At 41.7% G+C, this 20,031-nt stretch carries 16 protein-coding genes; 12 read left to right on the top strand and 4 right to left on the bottom strand.

Annotated elements, in window-relative coordinates; translation table 11 throughout:
- Nucleotides 1–149: 149 nt before the first annotated feature.
- Nucleotides 150–1,148 (bottom strand): cysteine synthase A, encoded by a 999-nt coding sequence (gene cysK / locus F893_RS10500; protein WP_005251938.1) that lies wholly within the window; start codon nucleotides 1,146–1,148, stop codon nucleotides 150–152.
- 281 nt (nucleotides 1,149–1,429) lie between these two features.
- Between cysK and F893_RS10505 the strand changes: the two genes are divergently transcribed.
- The 10 genes from F893_RS10505 to F893_RS10550 all read left to right on the top strand — a co-directional run bounded on the left by F893_RS10505 (nucleotide 1,430) and on the right by F893_RS10550 (nucleotide 13,376).
- Nucleotides 1,430–1,747 carry an ArsR/SmtB family transcription factor gene (locus F893_RS10505; protein ID WP_004280410.1) on the top strand — a complete coding sequence of 106 codons (318 nt, stop codon included), beginning with the start codon at nucleotides 1,430–1,432 and terminating at the stop codon, nucleotides 1,745–1,747.
- 214 nt (nucleotides 1,748–1,961) lie between these two features.
- A complete protein-coding gene (locus F893_RS10510) occupies nucleotides 1,962–3,710 on the top strand; it encodes a SulP family inorganic anion transporter (protein ID WP_005251942.1) in 1,749 nt (582 codons plus the stop codon).
- A 328-nt stretch (nucleotides 3,711–4,038) separates the two neighbouring features.
- The gene (gene sstT, locus F893_RS10515) at nucleotides 4,039–5,235 is read left to right on the top strand and encodes a serine/threonine transporter SstT (protein WP_005251944.1); all 1,197 of its coding nucleotides are present in this window, start codon (nucleotides 4,039–4,041) and stop codon (nucleotides 5,233–5,235) included.
- A 42-nt stretch (nucleotides 5,236–5,277) separates the two neighbouring features.
- Nucleotides 5,278–5,952, top strand: a complete 675-nt coding sequence (locus F893_RS10520; protein ID WP_005251946.1) for a YoaK family protein — start codon at nucleotides 5,278–5,280, stop codon at nucleotides 5,950–5,952.
- A gap of 15 nt (nucleotides 5,953–5,967) precedes the next feature.
- The gene (locus tag F893_RS10525; protein ID WP_005251947.1) at nucleotides 5,968–6,504 is read left to right on the top strand and encodes a DUF2058 domain-containing protein; all 537 of its coding nucleotides are present in this window, start codon (nucleotides 5,968–5,970) and stop codon (nucleotides 6,502–6,504) included.
- 165 nt (nucleotides 6,505–6,669) lie between these two features.
- Complete coding sequence (locus F893_RS10530; protein WP_004647066.1) at nucleotides 6,670–7,944, top strand: mechanosensitive ion channel family protein; 1,275 nt, start codon at nucleotides 6,670–6,672, stop codon at nucleotides 7,942–7,944.
- A gap of 226 nt (nucleotides 7,945–8,170) precedes the next feature.
- Nucleotides 8,171–10,024, top strand: a complete 1,854-nt coding sequence (locus F893_RS10535) for an ABC transporter ATP-binding protein (protein WP_005251949.1) — start codon at nucleotides 8,171–8,173, stop codon at nucleotides 10,022–10,024.
- Between the two features lie 451 nt (nucleotides 10,025–10,475).
- Nucleotides 10,476–11,504, top strand: coding sequence for an AraC family transcriptional regulator (locus F893_RS10540; RefSeq protein WP_005251950.1), 1,029 nt, complete (start codon nucleotides 10,476–10,478; stop codon nucleotides 11,502–11,504).
- An 82-nt stretch (nucleotides 11,505–11,586) separates the two neighbouring features.
- Entirely contained in the window at nucleotides 11,587–11,961 is a 375-nt protein-coding gene (gene gcvH, locus F893_RS10545) for a glycine cleavage system protein GcvH (protein WP_004731147.1), read from the top strand.
- A gap of 239 nt (nucleotides 11,962–12,200) precedes the next feature.
- On the top strand, nucleotides 12,201–13,376 hold the full coding sequence (locus F893_RS10550; RefSeq protein WP_005251951.1) for an MFS transporter: 1,176 nt from the start codon (nucleotides 12,201–12,203) through the stop codon (nucleotides 13,374–13,376).
- A gap of 82 nt (nucleotides 13,377–13,458) precedes the next feature.
- Here the strand turns inward: F893_RS10550 and F893_RS10555 are convergent, their stop codons facing one another.
- Both F893_RS10555 and F893_RS10560 read right to left on the bottom strand, forming a co-directional pair.
- The gene (locus F893_RS10555; protein WP_005251952.1) at nucleotides 13,459–14,655 is read right to left on the bottom strand and encodes a PilT/PilU family type 4a pilus ATPase; all 1,197 of its coding nucleotides are present in this window, start codon (nucleotides 14,653–14,655) and stop codon (nucleotides 13,459–13,461) included.
- 572 nt (nucleotides 14,656–15,227) lie between these two features.
- Nucleotides 15,228–16,562 carry an ISNCY-like element ISAba32 family transposase gene (locus tag F893_RS10560; protein ID WP_005251953.1) on the bottom strand — a complete coding sequence of 445 codons (1,335 nt, stop codon included), beginning with the start codon at nucleotides 16,560–16,562 and terminating at the stop codon, nucleotides 15,228–15,230.
- A 358-nt stretch (nucleotides 16,563–16,920) separates the two neighbouring features.
- On the opposite strand from F893_RS10560, the gene F893_RS18120 reads away from it, so the two are divergent.
- A complete protein-coding gene (locus F893_RS18120; protein ID WP_005251954.1) occupies nucleotides 16,921–17,277 on the top strand; it encodes a hypothetical protein in 357 nt (118 codons plus the stop codon).
- A gap of 139 nt (nucleotides 17,278–17,416) precedes the next feature.
- Nucleotides 17,417–18,751 carry an ISNCY family transposase gene (locus F893_RS10570; protein WP_005251955.1) on the top strand — a complete coding sequence of 445 codons (1,335 nt, stop codon included), beginning with the start codon at nucleotides 17,417–17,419 and terminating at the stop codon, nucleotides 18,749–18,751.
- A 501-nt stretch (nucleotides 18,752–19,252) separates the two neighbouring features.
- Here the strand turns inward: F893_RS10570 and F893_RS10575 are convergent.
- Nucleotides 19,253–19,915, bottom strand: coding sequence for an IS1595-like element ISAcra1 family transposase (locus F893_RS10575; RefSeq protein WP_005251958.1), 663 nt, complete (start codon nucleotides 19,913–19,915; stop codon nucleotides 19,253–19,255).
- Nucleotides 19,916–20,031: the final 116 nt, after the last annotated feature.

The following is a 20,031-nucleotide window of genomic DNA, read 5'->3' on the forward strand; positions in this document are numbered from 1 at the left end:
AACATTCCCATCATGGTAAGGTCAAGTCCTTCATCTGACTATTTTAAAAATAATGCAGCGTCCTGCTGCGATTTAAAATCACCCAATAAAAAGCCCGAAGATGACTTCAGGCTTGTATGCCAGTATTTAAAATATAAAATGCATCAATGTTATTCGGCAGAAATATCTTCAAATAAGATCGAAGACAGGTAACGTTCACCACCGTCTGGCAAAATCACCACAATATTTTTACCAGCATTTTCAGGGCGAGCCGCCAATTGGGCTGCGGCTGCCATAGCCGCGCCACTTGAAATACCGACCAGGATACCTTCCTGAGCCGCCGTTTTACGTGCCCACTCGACTGCATCTGCGCTATTAATGGCAATCACTTCATCAACGAGGTCTAAATCCAGATTACCTGGAATGAAGTTGGCACCAATCCCCTGAATTTTGTGTGGTCCAGGTGTAATGTCTTCACCGCGTTTGGCCTGACCAATAATTGCAGACTCAGCGGGTTCCACCGCCACTGAATATAAAGGCTTATTTTTTACCTTTTCAAAGTAGCGTGAAATACCGGTAATGGTTCCACCCGTTCCGACACCTGCGACCAGAATATCGACATTGCCCGCAGTCGCTTCCCAGATTTCTGGGCCCGTAGTTTCTTCATGAATTTTAGGATTGGCCGGATTTTCAAACTGTTGTGGCAGGTAGTACAGTTCAGGATTTTCATTGACTAGACGTTGTGCTTCTTCAATCGCGCCTTTCATGCCTTTGGCCGGATCAGTCAGTACCAGATTGGCACCCAATGCTTTCACTACCTTACGGCGTTCAATACTCATGCTTGAAGGCATGGTCAAAGTAATGTCATAACCTTTGGCTGCCGCAACAAAAGCCAATGCAATACCGGTATTGCCGCTGGTTGGCTCGACAATATGCATACCGGATTTGAGCTTGCCAGATTTTTCAGCATCATTAATCAACGCGGCACCAATACGACACTTGACTGAGAATGCCGGATTACGGCTTTCAATTTTCGCAAGTACCGTGGCCGGAGCGGAAATCACACGATTAATACGAACAAGCGGTGTATTTCCAATCGCGTCTGCATTATTACTATAAACCGCTATACCTAAATTACTCGGTGTTGGAAAAGCTGAATCTGTACTCATGATGATATCCCTGATGTTATTGGTTCAAGTCACATAAACATCATACAAGCATTTTTTTGCTTTGTAGATGTTTGATGAAACTTGCACTTGATTGCACGAATGTGAACTAAAATACTTTCTGCACTATGCAATAAATTTATCTTATCTATCAATATTTAAAATATAATTTTAATTGATAATTCAATTCATTAAAAACCATAAAACTTAACTGTTTTTAGCAAGGTATTACGAGCTAAGACCCGTATAATTAACGGGCTGTAACTTTATAATGGACATATTGAATGAAAACCGATTTTGAAATCACGACTATGCGCGATTCAGCAGAACAGGTCGTTGGCATTTTAAAATCTCTGGCCAATACCGACCGTCTTCTCATTTTATGTCATCTGTCTCAAGCGGAACTGAATGTTTCAGAAATTGAGGAAATAACTGAGATTAAACAGCCGACACTTTCCCAGCAGCTCATGATGCTGCGTAAAAGCGATGTAGTAGATACCCGACGCGACGGCAAACAGATTTATTATTCAATTAAAGATCAAAATTTGATTGTGGTCTTAAATACCCTTTATCAATTGTATTGCGGCAATCCAGCTAAATAAAGAATCTTTCTTTTTTCAGTCATCAAGATAAGTTTCTTTAAACTCTTATTGAGGTCGTTCTACACCACTAAGATCACGATCATAAGTTTTCGAATGATACGTGACTGACCCAGATGATTCATTTTAAACATGAATCATCAAGAAGCTAGATCAGCTAAGACTTCTTAGCAGAATTTGTGCATAATATATCTATATTTGTGATTTAGACCTTTTTATGCCAAATTCCAAGTCTAAACTTCTGCATAAACTGCCTGCCTGGGCATGGTTAAGCCACTATACGCCGGTCAAATTTAAGTCCGATGTGCTAGCCGCCCTGATTGTGGTGGCGATGCTGGTGCCTCAAGGGATGGCCTATGCCATGCTGGCAGGATTGCCGCCGATCATGGGCTTATATGCCAGCATCCTGCCGATGATCATTTATGCGCTGCTCGGTGGGAGTTCGACTTTATCGATTGGCCCGGTAGCCATCATTTCCATGATGACTTTTGCTACGCTCAATCCACTTTTTGAAGTCGGCTCACCAGTCTATATTGAAGCTGCGACTTTATTGGCACTGATGGTCGGGATTATTTCCCTGCTTTTGGGATTATTCCGTTTTGGTTTTCTGATCCAGTTGATCAGTCATCCCGTGATTCAAAGCTTTATTATTGCCTCTGCCTTATTGATTGCGTTTGGGCAGTTAAAGTTTTTGGTCGATCTTCCTTTAAAAGCCAATAACCTTCCGGAGTTTGTCAGCAGTTTGCTGCAATATTTCCCGCTGCTGCACGTGCCGAGCCTGATTTTCGGCCTGTTCTCTATCGGTCTGCTAATCTATTTGCCCAAGTTATTAAAATCTCAGGCTGTACAAAGCCGGATCGGCTCTACAGATTTTCTGGTACGTGCAGTGCCCCTGATTTTGGTGTGTCTCGGCATTGCGGCGATTGTCTTTCTGGATTTAAAGCTTCAGGGTATTAAAACGGTCGGTGCAATTCCTTCCGGTTTTCCACCCTTGTCTTTTCCACACTGGAACTGGGAATTGGTGATGACCTTGTTACCGGGTGCCAGCATGATCGCCATGATCAGTTTTGTGGAATCCTTGTCGATTGCTCAAGCCACGGCCTTACAGCAACGCAGTCATTTAAACAGTAATCAGGAACTGATCGCGCTCGGTCTGGCCAATATCAGTGCAGGCGTGAGTTCAGCTTTTCCTGTGACCGGCAGCCTGTCGCGGACGGTGGTGAATGCCGATGCCGGTGCCAAATCACCTATGGCCGGTGTTTTATCCTCGATTCTGATTATTTTCGTGAGCCTGTTCTTTACCGGATTTTTTGAAGATCTGCCGCTGACCATTCTGGCCGCGACGATTATTGTTTCCATCTGGAAGCTGGTTAATTTTCAGCCATTTTTTGATGCCTGGCGCTATTCCAAGGCAGATGGCCTTGCCATGTGGATTACCTTTCTGGGCGTTGTTCTGATTGATATTTCGACCGGTTTGATCATTGGGATCGTATCGACATTTGTGCTGATGTTATGGCGAATCAGCCGACCGCATATTGCGGTTGTCGGTCTAGTGGAAGGAACCCAGCATTTTCGCAATATTCAGCGGCATCAGGTCAGTACCTCAAACCGGGTGCTGTCACTGCGGATTGATGAGAATCTGACATTTCTGAATGCCAATAGCTTTAAAGGTTATCTGATCAATGAGATCAGTCTAAATGACCAGCTGCAACATGTGATTATTAACTGTTCCAGCATCAGTGCGATTGATCTGAGTGCTCTGGAAATGCTGGAAGATTTAAATGCAGAATTGGCCAAACTGGATATTCGCCTGCATTTTGCCGAAGTCAAAGGTCCGGTCATGGACAAGCTGCAAGCTTCTAAATTGATGACGCATCTGAGCGGGTGCATTTATCTGACCCATTTTCAGGCGATTCAGGACCTGGCACCAGAGATCTTTGAACAGCATAAAGATTATACGATTTAGAACAGCAGATATTTGAACTTATGGCCGGAGATTCCGACCGGTCATAAGTGCAGTCTTTTCTGAATTTTCAAATATAATTTGAATTTATCTATTTAACTTTGATATTTATTTCATGAATACAATTTTAAATATGCTGATTTATTCATCATTTTAAGAAGTTTTTCTTCAATATAAGCAATGTTTTAAACCCGTTAATTTTAGAATATATCAATAATATCAATATCTTGGTTTTAATATGAAAATATATTTTAAGCCTTGTTTAAATTAAGTATAAAATAGCGCAACTTTTTCCCAAATTTAGCCCTCGTAATTTTCACAAGGCAACCTTATGTTTTCTGCCCTTATGCGCATGAGCTTAGTCTCTCGAATCATCATCGCCATTATTTTAGGTGTGGGTGTGGCTGTGGTATTTCCCGAAGCTACTCCCTCATTAAGCCTATTGGGCGACCTGTTTATTAAAGCCTTGAAGTCTGTTGCACCGATTCTGGTTTTCATTTTAGTTTTAGCTTCTATCGCGAATTTTAAGGTGGGTCAATCCAACACCCCCATCAAACCGATTATGATCATGTATGCAGTGGGTATGTTCCTTGCTGCACTGAGCGCCGTGGTTGCGAGTATCTTATTTCCAAGTACGCTGTTTCTGGATATCGCTGCACAAGCTGACTTACAGCCACCTGGCAGTCTGGTAGAAATCCTGAAGAATTTACTGCTCAGTTTTGTTACCAATCCGGTTGTTGCAATTGCTGAAGCAAACTTTATTGGCATCCTGGCTTGGTCAGTGGCATTAGGCATCGCTTTCCGTCATGCATCGGATAGCACCAAGACGCTTTTGAATGATGCAGCCTTTGCAGTGAACTATGTGATTCGTTTAGTGATCAGCTTTGCACCTTTGGGTATTTTTGGTCTGGTTGCAGTGACTTTTGCTGAATCTGGTCTGGATACGCTGACCAGTTACGTACATTTACTTGCTGTGTTGCTCGGAACGATGGTTTTCGTTGCACTGGTAATTAATCCGCTTCTGGTTGCCTTAATGACACGCAACAACCCGTATCCACTGGTATTCACTTGCTTGCGCGAAAGTGGCATTACCGCTTTCTTTACCCGTAGTTCGGCAGCCAATATTCCAGTCAATCTGGACTTGGCAAAACGTCTGGGCGTCAAGGAATCAACTTCAAGTATCGCAATTCCTTTGGGTGCTACGATCAACATGGCAGGTGCTTCTGTGACCATTACTGTATTGTCATTGGCGGCTGTAAATACTTTGGGGATTAGCGTCGATTTCAGCACTATGCTCATTCTTTCTGTGGTGGCAACCGTTTCGGCATGTGGCGCTTCAGGTGTTGCAGGCGGTTCATTACTATTGATTCCAGTTGCATGTGGCCTGTTTGGTATTTCTTCGGATATCGCCATGCAAGTGGTCGCCATTGGTATGGTCATCAGCGTATTGCAGGATTCTACTGAAACCGCGCTAAACTCATCGACTGATGTTTTATTTACTGCAGCAGTAGACCGCGCATCAAATTGATTTTATATTGATTAATCAATATGTTTAGCCAATGATGTTGTTATGCCATTACAGCGTTTACCTACCTGGATACAATTAGGGGCGTTTTTTCTTGCGGTCAATGCCGGCATGATTAACGTCCTGGGTCTGGTGACGGTACTGCACCAGTCTGTTTCACATATGACCGGTAATGTCAGTATGCTGGCCATGGCCCTGCTGAACTGGCAACCAGAACAGATGTTGTATCTCTTTCTGGTCACACTCTGCTATGTCATTGGTTCATCCTATAGCGGGCTCATTCTTGGAAATAGTCACTTTCGCCTGGGGCAGCTTTATGGTTACCCTTTAAGCTTGGTGGCTATTTTTATTTTGATCTGCTGGTTATTATTGCCCTATTTCCCGCGCTATGCCTTGTTATGGGCCTGTGTCGCCATGGGTGTGCAAAATGCCATGGTCAGCCATTATAAAGGCGCCATTATTCGCACCACGCATTTATCTGGCGTACTGACCGACCTCGGCTTGGCGATGGGCTACCGTTTGCGCGGTTTGGAGGTAGAATCACGACGCGTGGTTTTGCATCTGCTTATTTTGCTCGGTTTTTTAAGCGGCGGCATTCTTGCCAGCTGGCTATATCCTTATTTAAAATTAAATGCATTCCTGATCCCGGCAGTGCTGAGTCTGGTTCTCAGTCTCACGTATTGGGTGATTTATTTACGTTATCGACATCAACACGACTAATATCTGGACATTCTCATGGTTAAAAATGCATTGCAGGCACAATTGTTAAAGGCAGGATTGGTCGATAATAAAAAAGCCAAAAAACTGTCTAAACAGGCTGTGCATGAAAAACGCACCGGTGACGGTACCGAGGCTGAAATCAAGGCCAAGATTGAACAAGACAAACAGCAAAAAATGGCTAAAGATCAGGCGATTGAGCAAGAGAAAAAAGCAGCTTTGCAGGAAAAAGAACTCAAAGCCGCAATCATGCAAATGATTAATCAGCACAAAATCCGTGATACTGACGGCGATGCGGTGTATCAGTTTATTGATGACAGCAAAATTAAAAAGGTCTATTTAAACCAACAGATCTATAATGCACTGGTGACAGGCAGTCTGGTGATTGCACGTGAAAATGACAGCTATGCTTTCTTGCCTAAAGCTCTGGCAGATCGTATCAATGCGAAAATGCAGGGCTTTATCATTGTGAATAATTCAGAGAAAAATGAAGAAACCACTGATGAAGAAGATCCATATGCTGCTTATGTTATTCCTGATGATTTGATGTGGTAAGAATCGCGTTATCATTACTGAAATCTTGAAGATCAGAAACCGGCGAATTCGCCGGTTTTTTAGTTGTAGGCACTTTTATTGAATGATTTGCACCAATAGATATGTTTTAAAAAGTTATCCAATATTAAAAAATCTGATCCAAAACTATAAACTTGATCTAAATTTTTGATTGAAGAGAAAGATCGTTTGGAACAGTTTAATTTTATTCGGAATATTCAAGAATGGGCAGATCAGTACCCATGGCTGGAAATGCTATCTTCACTGAGTATTGTGATTTTACTGGCGATTCTTGCCAATCTATTTGCCAAACAGATTGTGGTACGCGGAATACGTCAACTGATTTCCAGAATGCCTTTTGCCAATAATCAGATTTTTGCTGAGCATAGCGTGATTCGCCGGATTGCCAATATTGTTCCGGCAGTGGTGATCATGAACGGGATTACCACGGTACCGCATTTATCTGACAAGGTTGAGTCCTTTGTGCAAATGGGGGCACAGGCTTTTATTTTCCTGACGATTGCCCTGGCTCTTGGTGAATTACTGAATATTTTTAACCTGGTCTATCAGCGTAATCCCAAGTCACGTAACAAACCGATTAAAGGTTATTTGCAGCTGGTCAAACTGATTATCTTTATTGTCTGTGGCCTGATGATTCTCGGCACTTTCCTGAAAAAGGATGTCTTTACCTTGCTGGCTGGCTTCGGTGCCATGGCCGCGGTGTTGATGCTGGTCTTTCAAAATACCATTTTGTCACTGGTGGCGTCAGTGCAGATTTCATCTTATGACATGGTGCGGATTGGCGACTGGATCGAAATGCCCTCGCTGAATGCGGACGGCGATGTCATTGATATGTCATTACATACCATTACGGTACAGAATTTTGATAAAACAGTGACTACCATTCCGACCAACAAACTGGTGACGGACACCTTTAAAAACTGGCGTGGCATGCAGGAAGCCGGTGCACGCCGGATCAAGCGCTCGATTCATATTGATCAAAGCAGCGTGCATTTTATGTCGGCTGAAGAACAGAACAAGCTGAAAAATTTTATTCTGTTGGATCAATACTTAAATACCAAGTCAGAGGAACTGGAACAATTTAATCTGCAACTGAGCCATCATTCGCAATATAACCAGCGCCGTCTCACCAATCTGGGAACTTTCCGTGCCTATGTAGAATTTTATCTGCAACAGCATTCGGGCATTAGTAAAAATCATTCCCTGATGGTGCGCCAATTGCAGCCAACCAGTGAGGGTTTACCATTAGAGATTTATGCCTTTACTAATACCACCGCCTGGGTGGAGTATGAAAATATCCAGTCGGATATCATGGATCATCTGCTGGCGATTATTCCGGAATTTGGATTAAAGGTCTATCAAGCGCCTTCAGGTCTTGATTTAAAGGAAGCATTTACTCAACCATCTTCCATTATTACTTAAACATAAGTCATCCAACCTCAAGCCTGACATGCTACTGCATTTCAGGCTTTTTTATTTCCTCATCTGTTTAGATCCTGACTGGCATAAATCTGGCTTTAGTTTAATTTTTATAATCTAAGTTTTAATTGAGTGAATCATTTTGTGGCAATTTCACCCAATTACGGGCTTAAAAAAACAGAATCCTTTATAATTCCCGAAAAGCAAAATGCATGATAAGAGTACGATAATGTTTCGATGGCTTGAAAGACTGGTTGACCCCTATCCCACCAAAAATCTGAACCAACCTTTACCGACCAAGTTTTTTCCATTTGTCTGGCAGGCAGCCTATGGAGTCCGCCGTTATTTGCTGATTCTGGTACTGTGTACTGCCGGTGCTGCCAGCTTCGAAGCTTTTCTGTATTCAAAAATTGGTGAGCTGGTGAACTGGCTCAGTAAAAGCCAGCCCGATACTTTTCTGGAACAGCATGCTAGCAATTTAACCTTACTGAGTATTGTTCTTCTGGCCAATATTTTTTTCGCTAGCGCCCAATCCCTAATTAAGCATCAGATTTTGTATAGCAATTTCCCGATGCGTTTACGCTGGCGCTTTCATAACCTGCTGATGAAACAAAGCCTGGATTTTTTCCATAATGATTTTGCCGGACGCTTATCGGCCAAGGTCATGCAAACGGCGCTGGCAGTACGCGAGTTCTGGGTGATTCTGGGTGACATGCTGGCTTATGTGCTGATTTATTTCATCACCATCAATATTGTCTTAGGTGCAATTTCACCTTTGCTGATCATTCCATTGATGGTCTGGCTAGCCTTGTTTATCTGTGCAGCGTGTTACTTCATTCCGCGTTTGAGCAAAATTTCCAATGCCCAGGCGGATGCCCGTGCGGTCATGACCGGTCGTATCACAGATGCCTATACCAATATCCAGACCGTCAAGCTGTTTGCTCATGCCGGCCGCGAAAGCCAGTATGCCAAGACTTCGATGCAGGAATTTATGGTAACGGTATATAAACAGATGCGTCTGGGTGCCCAATACGAAATCAGTATTTTACTGCTAAGTGTGGTGTTGTACGGTGGCGTACTGGGTACCGCGATCTGGCTGTGGATGGAAGGTCAGGCTGAGCTGGGCATTATTGCCGCAACTACGGCAATGGTACTGAAACTGAACAGTATTGCCGAATTTATGATGTGGCAGACCTCTGCCCTGTTTGAAAATGTCGGTACTATTCAGGATGGTATGAAAACTTTAGGCCGCAAAATTGCCATTGAAGATAAACCGGGTGCCAAAGAGCTACAGCTCAATCATGGTGAGATCAAATTCGAAAATGTCAGCTTTGCCTATAATGATAAAAACGTGATTGATCAGTTTAATCTGACCATTCGTCCAGGTGAAAAAATTGGTATTGTCGGCCGTTCAGGTGCCGGGAAATCTACCCTGATTCAACTGTTGTTGCACTTTTATCATATTAACCAGGGTCGTATCTTGATCGATGGTCAGGATATTGACGATGTGACTCAGGACAGTTTGCGCAAGAACATTGCATTAGTGACTCAAGATACTTCACTGCTACATCGCACTGTCGCTGAAAACATTAAATATGGTCGTCCGGATGCGACTGATGAAGAAATGTTTGAAGCCGTACGTAAAGCCAAAGCGGAAGAGTTTATTCCCAATCTGACCGATTTGCGTGGTAAAAAAGGCTATGAAGCCTATGTCGGTGAACGTGGCGTGAAACTTTCCGGCGGACAGCGTCAGCGAATTGCAATTGCACGTGTATTCCTGAAAGATGCGCCGATTCTGATTCTGGATGAAGCCACCAGTGCGCTGGATTCTGAAGTCGAAGCCGCTATTCAAAACAGTCTGGACGACTTGATGCAGGGTAAAACTGTGATTGCCATTGCTCATCGCCTGTCTACCATTGCCCAGATGGATCGTCTGATTGTGCTGGATCAGGGTCGAATTGCCGAACAAGGCACGCATGATGAACTGGTAGCATTGAATGGCATCTATGCCCAGCTTTGGCAGCGTCAAACGGGCGGCATGTTGATTCAGCAACAGGTCAAAGCATCGAAAAATCTTGATTAATACAAAATCAGCAAGACGATTAAACTGTTGACGATTTGATTGTCTTCAATACCGAACAGGTCTGGGACAAAAGAAAACTTTGCCCAGACCTTTCTTTTTAAAATTTTCTCTACAGATGAACAGCAAGTTGCCATCTATCTGGTATTTTAATGAAATGACATAACTCTCCAGTTCTGAAAGCACTCTGATGAAGCCCTATTCAATGCTTAGACAATCTTCTTGCCCTGAGCCAGCCAATGCAGAGATGTGACCGGTTCAATAAAATAATTTTAATTTCATCCATAAAATTATGTGGTTTAAATTGATTTTAATACTGAATTCAGGCTAATCTGCCAGTGGCAGAGTCACAATCGCCAAAATTTTGTCCAACAATTTTAATGAAAAATTTGGTGGCTTCATGCCAATATCTATCTATAAATAAAAAAATTTGAATGAGTGCAACGGATCGCGCATGAAAACAATTGCTCCACGCCAAGACCAAGGAATTCCAGGTGTTTACGGTCTCCTGCTTCTCGATGTCATTTCCCGCTGGGGTTATAATAATGAGTCGCTTTTCCAACCTTTTGGCCTGACCAGTGAACAGTTGGCAGATCCTGATTTTCGTATTCCAACCCCTGTCGCCAACGAACTGGTCAAATATGCCCTGAAACTGACCGGCGAGCCGACCCTGGGTTATCATCTCGGCACACAGATGCGGATCTCGATTCATGGCTTTATTGGCTATGCGATTATGACGGCGAATAATATTACCGATGCGCTGGTACTGGCGAATCGATTTATTCAACTTCGTTTACCCTTACTGCAACTGTTTTTCTCGACTTTTGGTGCTAAAGCCACGGTACAGCTGCAAACCGATATTCAGCTTGAACCGCTGCGCACCGAAATTTCCATTGCCTTGATGATTGGTCTGATCAGTATGGCCAAAGCCATTACAGGCGTTACCGATGCCACGGGAGAAATCGACTTCGATTTTAAGAAGCCGGAAGGTTTTGAACGCTTTATGGCGAAGTTTCCAACGCATCAGTTCCGTTTTGAACAACCGCATTTAATTCTGAGCTTTGATAAAAGTTACCTGATGAATAAGCTGGTGCACGCCGATCCGATTGCCAGCCAGATTGCGATTAACCAGTGTGAAACGGAACTTTCTGCCTTGGGCGAACGGCATCGGATTGCGATGCGCGTCCGAGATATCTTGACCCATGCCGAGCAGCATTATCTGAGTATTGAAAGTGTGGCGGATCGCTTACACATGTCTGACCGCACCTTAAAACGTCAACTCGCCGCCGAAGGCACCTCCTTTTCTACACTCGTCGATGAAGTGCGTTACCGGCATGCCACCTCATTATTGTCTCGGACAGATTTTACCCTGGAACAGATTGCCGATGAACTGGGTTATAGTGATGTCGCCAATTTTAGTCGGGCGTTTAAACGCTGGAGTGGTCGCAGCCCGAGCAACTGGCGCAAAGATCCTTATTTATAAGGGAGTATAAGCCTTTTGTTTTGCTTAAAAAGAATGTATAAAACATGTCAAAAATGATCTTAAGATTTTTAAGGAGTTATCAATGAATCATCCTGCAGAATTAAAGTACGCAAGTACACATGAATGGGTGCGCATTGAGGGTGATCTTGTTGTGACCGGTATTTCCGACCATGCACAGGATGCGTTAGGTGATTTGGTTTATGTCGAAGCACCAGATCTTGCTTCACATATCACTGCAGGCGAACAAGCTGGCGTGGTTGAATCAGTAAAAACAGCTTCTGATATTCATGCGCCGGTGTCTGGTGTAGTGGTTGAAATCAATCCTGATCTTGAAGATGATCCTGATTTTATTAATGATGACCCATACGGCAAAGGCTGGATCTATAAAATCAAGCCAGACAATATGGCAGATGTCGAAAAGCTGCTTTCCAATACAGAATATGAAGCTGGCCTCTAAGCCCTTTTAACTTTAAAAAATCAGCCTCCGGGCTGATTTTTTTATTAAAGATCAAGCGTTGCATTTCCTAGTTCAAATTAAATTTCATGCATTTATCATGAAATATCATTGTATTTTTCACTTATTTTTCTTAAAGTCTTGCTCATATCTCCTTCGCTCCTAGATAGCTCGCGCTTATTTATAACAATAATTTCCCATGCTGAGCCCAACGTCTTACAGCATATCATTTTAGGAAAATCATGAACGCCATTGCAGCGCCACTATGGACCAAGTCATTTGTGCTTTGTTTGGCCAACAACCTATTTTTATTTATTTTCTATTTTGCACAAACCACAATTTTGCCAATATACATCTTAAAAGAATTAGGCGGCAACCTGACTCAGGCAGGTCTGGCCATGACCTTGTTTATGGTGTCTGCCATTGCAGTGCGACCTTTTAGCGGTTTAATTATCGAAAAATTCGGGGTGCGTAAAACCCTGATTATTTCTGAAGTGTTCTTTAGCTTATTTTCACTTACTTATCTGTTGGCAGATCAGCTCACGATTCTGTTTATCATCCGTTTCTTACACGGCATCTGGTTCAGTATCTTGACTACAGTTTGTGTGCTTGTGGTGAACCAGTTTATTCCGGAGCAACGTAAAGGCGAAGGCATGGGCTATTTTGTCATGTCGGTTAATCTGGGGATTGTCTTAGGTCCGTTAATAGGTCTAAGCCTGATTGAACACTGGTCTTATTTTCAGGTCAGCATGCTGTTGATCACCTTGGTTTTTATTGGATTTGCCTTCTGTTTTTTGATTCCGGTCAAAGAGCCTGAAAAAATCATCGAAAATACCAACAACAAAACATCGCTTGAGCTGAATGATTTTGTGGAAAAGAAAGTGCTGCCTGTCGCGGTACTGGCTATGCTAATTTCATTTTCTTATGCCAGCATTATGTCCTTTATCGCGCCATTTGCAGCCAGCAAGGATTTAATGGCTTATGCGGGTTTATTCTTTGTGGTTTTCACCATTTCCATGATGAGCCTACGGCCGATCACCGGAAAAATTTATGATCGTAAAGGTCCGCAGTATGTGATTTATCCGGCCTTGGTGGCTTTTAGTTTGGGTTTATTTTTACTTAGCCAGATTCAGACTTTATGGGGATTCATGCTGGCTGCAGTCATGGTTGGCGTGGGCTTTGGCAGTGTGCAACCGTGTATTCAAACCTTGGCGATTCAACGTGCGCCCAAGCATCGAATTGGCTATGCAACCTCAACTTTTTATACTTTTTATGATCTGGGGATTGCCATCGGTTCACTACTGATTGGTACCATCATTGCAGCTTACAGTTATCAGTTTGCTTTTATGCTATGCGGTATTTTAACCTTAAGCAGTATTGTTTATTTTAAGCTGGTGGTGCAACGTAAAACCGTCTAGTTTTATGGATTGAATCGAATAATAAATAAGATCAATAAAAAAACAGGCAGAAAATTCTGCCTGTGATTTTTTGAGCAAATATTTATTCTGACACCGAAGTATTCTCTGCTTGTTTCTCTTCCGCTTTTGGCTCTTGCATCATGGTGAATTGGGTTGCCTCTGTGGCTACGGTAGTGTCCTGTCGGTTACTTTTCAGCTTGATTTGTAAGCGCAGTTCATTGGTCGAATCGGCATTGCGCAAGGCTTCTTCATAAGAAATTTCACCCTGGTTATACAGGTCAAATAAGGCCTGGTCAAAGGTCTGCATGCCCAGTTCACGCGATTTCGCCATAATCGCTTTCAATTCGTGGAATTCACCTTTCAAAATCAGGTCAGACATCAGTGGCGTATTTAACATGATTTCAATCGCTGCACGACGGCCTTTACCATCTTGAGTACGAATCAGACGCTGTGAAATGATCGCCTTCATATTGGATGACAAATCCATTAATAGCTGGTTCCGGCGTTCTTCCGGGAAAAAGTTGATAATTCGGTCTAAAGTCTGGTTGGCATTATTAGAATGCAGCGTTCCCAAACACAGATGTCCAGTTTCAGCAAAAGCAATCGCGTGTTCCATGGTTTCAGTATCGCGAATTTCGCCGATCAGAATCACATCTGGTGCCTGACGCAAGGTATTTTTCAGCGCATTATGCCAGGAATGGCAGTCCACTCCGACTTCACGATGAGTAATCATGGATTTTTTATGCTTGTGCACATATTCAACCGGGTCTTCTACGGTAATGATATGCCCGGCTGAATTTTCATTTCGATAGTCAATCATGGCTGCGAGTGAAGTTGATTTACCGGAACCTGTTCCTCCGACTACCAATACCAGTCCACGTTTTTCCATAATCACATGTTTCAGAGATTCCGGTAATTTCAGCTTCTGGAAATTTGGAATTTCTGCAGTAATGGTACGAATCACCATGCCAACATTAAGTTGTTGTACAAACACATTGACCCGAAAACGGGAAACACCTGGCACGGTGATGGCAAAATTGCACTCAAGTTCAGTTTCAAATTCTTTACGCTGTTTATCATTCATCAGACTGTAGGCAAACAGCTTGGTTTTTTCAGCTGTGAGTTCCTGCTGTCCAAAAGGTTTCATTAAGCCTTGATGTTTAATACTCGGTGGAAAATCAGCCGTAATAAATAAATCTGAACCGCCATATTCCACCACTTTAGTCAGCATGTGATGCATGAATTTTTTTGCTTCGTCCAACAATTCTGCCGTGAACATCTTTTCCCCCGGAAATGCACAACTGCACAAACCTTGATCTTAGATTTATGCCAAATATTTTAATTTGATTGTGCAGCGTTTTATAAATATGCTCAAATATATTTGATTTATAAAGAAAATATTTTTTAATATTTATGTGACCTACTTCAATAAAAATTAAATTAAGTAGAAGTATTCAAGCTTTTTAAAGCAACTCTGCCAAAAAAAATAGGATTGTAATTTTAAAGGTTGAATTCTGTTAGACGATTCATTATTTGTCATTTGCGACATATAGAATGTTATTTTTCTTTCTTTATGATTACCAACTCCCCTATTTTTTATGTACCAATTTCGGTTCTATTAGATGTAATAATGAATTATGAAAAATAGGATAATGTTTATGAAAATTGAACAAAATCGTGGAACTTTGCTCAAATAACAGGCGTGAAACTTGGTAAATTATTAAAAAAGCCCGATTCAGCTAAGTTAGGCTTTTTATTTGATTATAAAAATATGATTTATATAAAATAAAATAGAGATGTTATTCACCAATTAAAATGTCTATGCGATAAACCATTTAAAATGTCCTGTTTTTAACCACAAGAGTCAAGCACAGGATTTAACTTTCTTTGTTCAATAACAGCTTTCTGAGCTTTACGACTCGGCATACTTTTCTTGAGACGGGAACGTTTATTCTGTTTTTCCAACTCTTCATGCTGTTGCTGAATATGTGCCAGAACTGTACCTAACCGTTTATTCTCAACGATCTCATTCTGCTGTAGCCCAGCTAATTTATTGAAAATGCTGTAGTTGAGCTTTCGTCCCTCGTGCATGAGGGCCACAGTCCCATCCGGGTACTCCAGAAATGAAATATATTGCCCAACAAGCTTATGATTCAGCTCTGTCGGTTCAAGCAGATAAATACATTTGTCATAGGTCAGGGTCAGATTCTTGGTGACCTTACGCGGTTCCTGCCAGGTAAAAATATCATCCAGTTCAAGATGAGATTCGGTTAATGGCCGATGTAAATTCTTTGAGTTTCGCGCACACTTGGCAAACTTCTGATTGAAATGCTCAATAAAGCAGGGCAGCCAGGCATTTGCCTCGGCAATTGAACAGATACCTTCTAGGCACATTTCCTTGATCAGGCGATCCTGGAGTGTTCTATTGGCACGTTCCACACGGCCTTTGGCTTGTGGGGAGTTGGCGAAGACAATATCAATGTTTAACTCATTCAGGATCCGCCCAAATTGCGTGATCTGGCTATCTTGGCTCGATTTCTGATTCACTCGGAATACCGAGTGTTTATCGCTATAAAACGCTAAAGGCTTGCCGTATTGCTCAATGTAGGCTCGGGTTGAAAGCATATAATCAAAGGTCGTTTCAGCCTCACAAAAGCGCAGATGCAACAGCTTTCCAGTGGCGTCATCGATATAAACCAGCAAGCAGCATTTGGAAGCTCGACCTTCAAACCAGTCATGATATGAGCCATCGATCTGGATCAGCTCACCGAAGCAATCACGGTTGTATCTAGGCTGATATGGACGTTTCAGGCGCTTGGATCGAGGAATCCAGAGGTCATTTGCAGTCATCCAGCGACGAACCGTTTCTACCGGGATATGCAGGCCAAACATGCTGCTGAGCTTCTCATGCGCCAATGTAGGACCAAAGCCAAGTAAATGTTCAGAAATAATGGAAAGACATTCTGATTTTAACAGGACGTCATGGCGACGATGACCCGGTTGACCACGACTGGCATGTGCCATACCTGAGACACCATCTTGATTGAGCTTCTGCAATAACCGGGTAATTTGACGGGTGGAAAGATTCAGGATTTCAGCAGCACGGACCTGGGTAATACGATGATCTCTAACGTCTTGCAGAACTGCAAGACGTTGAATTTCTTTATCAGACATAGTGATCAGCATCTATATTTTATATCCAGTCCATGGTGATAAAAACCATCATAAACCAGACATTTTTATTGGTGAGAATATAGACACTTTAAATGGGTTCTAACAAGAGAATTTCGTATAACGTGTATTATGTTAATTTTAGGAAAACTTAAACGAAATCACCAAAAACTATGAAAAAAAATCAGCTTTTTTATATTATTTAGATGTTACAGCACCATTTTATTATTTTTATCTTGTACCCACTGTAATCGCATTAGTCATAGTCAGTTTTGATTTCTCATTTCAGGGCTTATTTCCGACCACAATTGACTCTTCGATTTCAAGCCAACATAAGTTTCTAAATGACTATTTTGCAATATGTAATTTTTTCGTGATTGGGCTTATTGTTATTAATTATTTAAGACACCCACTACCAGCCAAATATGTAAGACAAATACGTCAGCATTATGCAACATTAAATAAGAACCAGCAGTCTATCAATGGCTGGCTTGGCATTGTATTTTTCTGTTTTACTTTAGGCCTAATGAACCTGACTTGGTTTATTATTAATGATGAGCCTCTCCCACCATATAAAGAATGGCGCAAAGGCGATACTCTTACCTACTTAAACAGTTTCGCACATCCTTATATTTCTGCTATTGCTTTTAGTTTGCAATATGCCCTCATGGTATTCTTTACATTAATATTTATGAACATATTTGATAATCGTAAATATAGACAAAATTAATATGCTTAGTGCCATTTAACATAATGGCGATTATACGAAATACTATTGTTAGAACCCATTTAAAGTGTCTATATTCTCACCAATAAAAATGTCTGGTTTATGATGGTTTTTATCACCATGGACTGGATATAAAATATAGATGCTGATCACTATGTCTGATAAAGAAATTCAACGTCTTGCAGTTCTGCAAGACGTTAGAGATCATCGTATTACCCAGGTCCGTGCTGCTGAAATCCTGAATCTTTCCACCCGTCAAATTACCCGGTTATTGCAGAAGCTCAATCAAGATGGTGTCTCAGGTATGGCACATGCCAGTCGTGGTCAACCGGGTCATCGTCGCCATGACGTCCTGTTAAAATCAGAATGTCTTTCCATTATTTCTGAACATTTACTTGGCTTTGGTCCTACCTTGGCGCATGAGAAGCTCAGCAGCATGTTTGACCTCAATATCCCGGTAGAAACGCTTCGGCGCTGGATGACTGCAAATGACCTCTGGATTCCTCGATCCAAGCGCCTGAAACGTCCATATCAGCCTCGATACAACCGTGATTGCTTCGGTGAACTGATCCAAATTGATGGCTCATATCATGACTGGTTTGAAGGTCGAGCGGCCAAATGCTGTTTGCTGGTTTATATCGATGACGCCACTGGAAAGCTGTTGCATCTGCGCTTTTGTGAGGCTGAAACGACCTTTGATTATATGCTTTCAACCCGAGCCTACATTGAGCAATACGGCAAGCCTTTAGCGTTTTATAGCGATAAACACTCGGTATTCCGAGTGAATCAGAAATCGAGCCAAGATAGCCAGATCACGCAATTTGGGCGGATTCTGAATGAGTTAAATATTGATATTATCTTCGCCAACTCACCCCAGGCCAAAGGCCGTGTGGAACGTGCCAATAGAACACTCCAGGATCGCCTGATCAAGGAAATGCGCCTAGAAGGTATCTGTTCAATTGCCGAGGCAAATGCCTGGCTGCCCTGCTTTATTGAGCATTTCAATCAGAAGTTTGCCAAGTGTGCGCGAGACTCAAAGAATTTACATCGGCCATTAACCGAATCTCATCTTGAACTGGATGATATTTTTACCTGGCAGGAACCGCGTAAGGTCACCAAGAATCTGACCCTGACCTATGACAAATGTATTTATCTGCTTGAACCGATAGAGCTGAATCATAAGCTTGTTGGGCAATATATTTCATTTCTGGAGTACCCGGATGGGACTGTGGCCCTCATGCACGAGGGACGAAAGCTCAACTACAGCATTTTCAATAAATTAGCTGGGCTACAGCAGAATGAGATCGTTGAGAATAAACGGTTAGGTACAGTTCTGGCACATATTCAGCAACAACATGAAGAGTTGGAAAAACAGAATAAACGTTCCCGTCTCAAGAAAAGTATGCCGAGTCGTAAAGCTCAGAAAGCTGTTATTGAACAAAGAAAGTTAAATCCTGTGCTTGACTCTTGTGGTTAAAAACAGGACATTTTAAATGGTTTATCGCATAGACATTTTAATTGGTGAATAACACAGTTGTAAACCTAAAATAGAAATATCCACTTTCAGACTCTGGCATTGATTATGCCACCTAACATTAAAAGTGACATTGGCCATACGTTTTTAGCCAAATTATGCGTTGCCCAGATCCTCAGTATTAATCGGTAGAAAGTGTGCGTGATCTAGACTGCTCAAGCATAGATATTTGAGTACTTTCCGCCTGCAAAACTGGGTTAAGACGATTACTTTTCAATTTGATTTGCAAGCGCAGTTCATTATTGGAGTCCGTATTACGCTTAGCATATGGTGCATAAATTTACGTGCTTCATCGAGCAATTCGGTTGTATACATATCGAGATTCCTGAGATCATGATTGGTCAGCCGTGTAGAATCAGCTGAAGCAAGACCTCTAATAAATTATTGTTATTGTTTATTTTTTAATTTAATTATGGCTCTAGACTAGCAGATTTACACTTAATTTTACCTAATGAGGTTCCACAGCTCAGTTGCTAACTCATTAGGTTCACTCATCCAACGCCATTCAGTTTCTTTAAGATGATAATCAAAGTACTCTTTTGATATGCCGTTAAACTTTGCTAGCCTTCTTTTACAAAAGCTCCAAAATGATTCTATTCCATTTATATGACATTCTCCTCTAGCAAACTCATTTGCTCCGTGATTTACCCTAAAATGCTTTGAATAACCCACATCAACAAGACCATTATAGCCACGCCATCCATCACTATAAATCACACTCTCAAGTGAAACTTTACCAATGATAACCTCTTGTAAAGTCTTCATTTTACAGTCAGGTACGATTTCAGTATAGACGCGCCCATTACGTTCGAATATTCCAAATACTGGCTGTTTTAGAGTCCCACGACCACGCTTTAACTTTCCATGAAACCCACGTTGCCTTTTCGCTCCAAAATAGCTTTCATCTACTTCTATTGAACCAACAAACTTAGCTCTTAAATCTGTTTGATGATCATAGATAGTTTCTCTAAAAAGCATGTACCAATAGTTAATCGTATTACGATTTAAATTGAGTAATAAGGCTGTTTTGGAAGCAGGAATATCAACACAAAAGCATTGAATAATTTTTTTAATCTTGTAGTGACTTAATTTACTGTTTTCTATCATGATTCTAGACTAACATAATCATTTTGCTAGTCTAGAACCTAATTATTTTTATTCAATTTATAAAATCGTTCTAATCATTATTTTTATTTTCAAACGCTGTGATGAGCTAGTTTAAG

This window comes from Acinetobacter sp. CIP 102136, assembly GCF_000369685.1.
Classification (GTDB): Bacteria; Pseudomonadota; Gammaproteobacteria; order Pseudomonadales; family Moraxellaceae; genus Acinetobacter; species Acinetobacter fasciculus.

Bases quoted from the DNA above. Each gene is read 5' to 3' on its own strand.
- F893_RS10510 (WP_005251942.1), top strand. From the start codon at position 1,962: ATGCCAAATTCCAAGTCTAAACTTCTGCATAAACTGCCTGCCTGGGCA.
- gcvH (WP_004731147.1), top strand. From the start codon at position 11,587: ATGAATCATCCTGCAGAATTAAAGTACGCAAGTACACATGAATGGGTG.
- sstT (WP_005251944.1), top strand. From the start codon at position 4,039: ATGTTTTCTGCCCTTATGCGCATGAGCTTAGTCTCTCGAATCATCATC.
- F893_RS10550 (WP_005251951.1), top strand. From the start codon at position 12,201: ATGAACGCCATTGCAGCGCCACTATGGACCAAGTCATTTGTGCTTTGT.
- F893_RS10575 (WP_005251958.1), bottom strand. From the start codon at position 19,915: ATGATAGAAAACAGTAAATTAAGTCACTACAAGATTAAAAAAATTATT.
- F893_RS10520 (WP_005251946.1), top strand. From the start codon at position 5,278: ATGCCATTACAGCGTTTACCTACCTGGATACAATTAGGGGCGTTTTTT.
- F893_RS10555 (WP_005251952.1), bottom strand. From the start codon at position 14,655: ATGTTCACGGCAGAATTGTTGGACGAAGCAAAAAAATTCATGCATCAC.
- F893_RS10505 (WP_004280410.1), top strand. From the start codon at position 1,430: ATGAAAACCGATTTTGAAATCACGACTATGCGCGATTCAGCAGAACAG.
- cysK (WP_005251938.1), bottom strand. From the start codon at position 1,148: ATGAGTACAGATTCAGCTTTTCCAACACCGAGTAATTTAGGTATAGCG.
- F893_RS10570 (WP_005251955.1), top strand. From the start codon at position 17,417: ATGCTGATCACTATGTCTGATAAAGAAATTCAACGTCTTGCAGTTCTG.
- F893_RS10525 (WP_005251947.1), top strand. From the start codon at position 5,968: ATGGTTAAAAATGCATTGCAGGCACAATTGTTAAAGGCAGGATTGGTC.
- F893_RS10540 (WP_005251950.1), top strand. From the start codon at position 10,476: ATGAAAACAATTGCTCCACGCCAAGACCAAGGAATTCCAGGTGTTTAC.
- F893_RS10535 (WP_005251949.1), top strand. From the start codon at position 8,171: ATGTTTCGATGGCTTGAAAGACTGGTTGACCCCTATCCCACCAAAAAT.
- F893_RS10560 (WP_005251953.1), bottom strand. From the start codon at position 16,562: ATGCTGATCACTATGTCTGATAAAGAAATTCAACGTCTTGCAGTTCTG.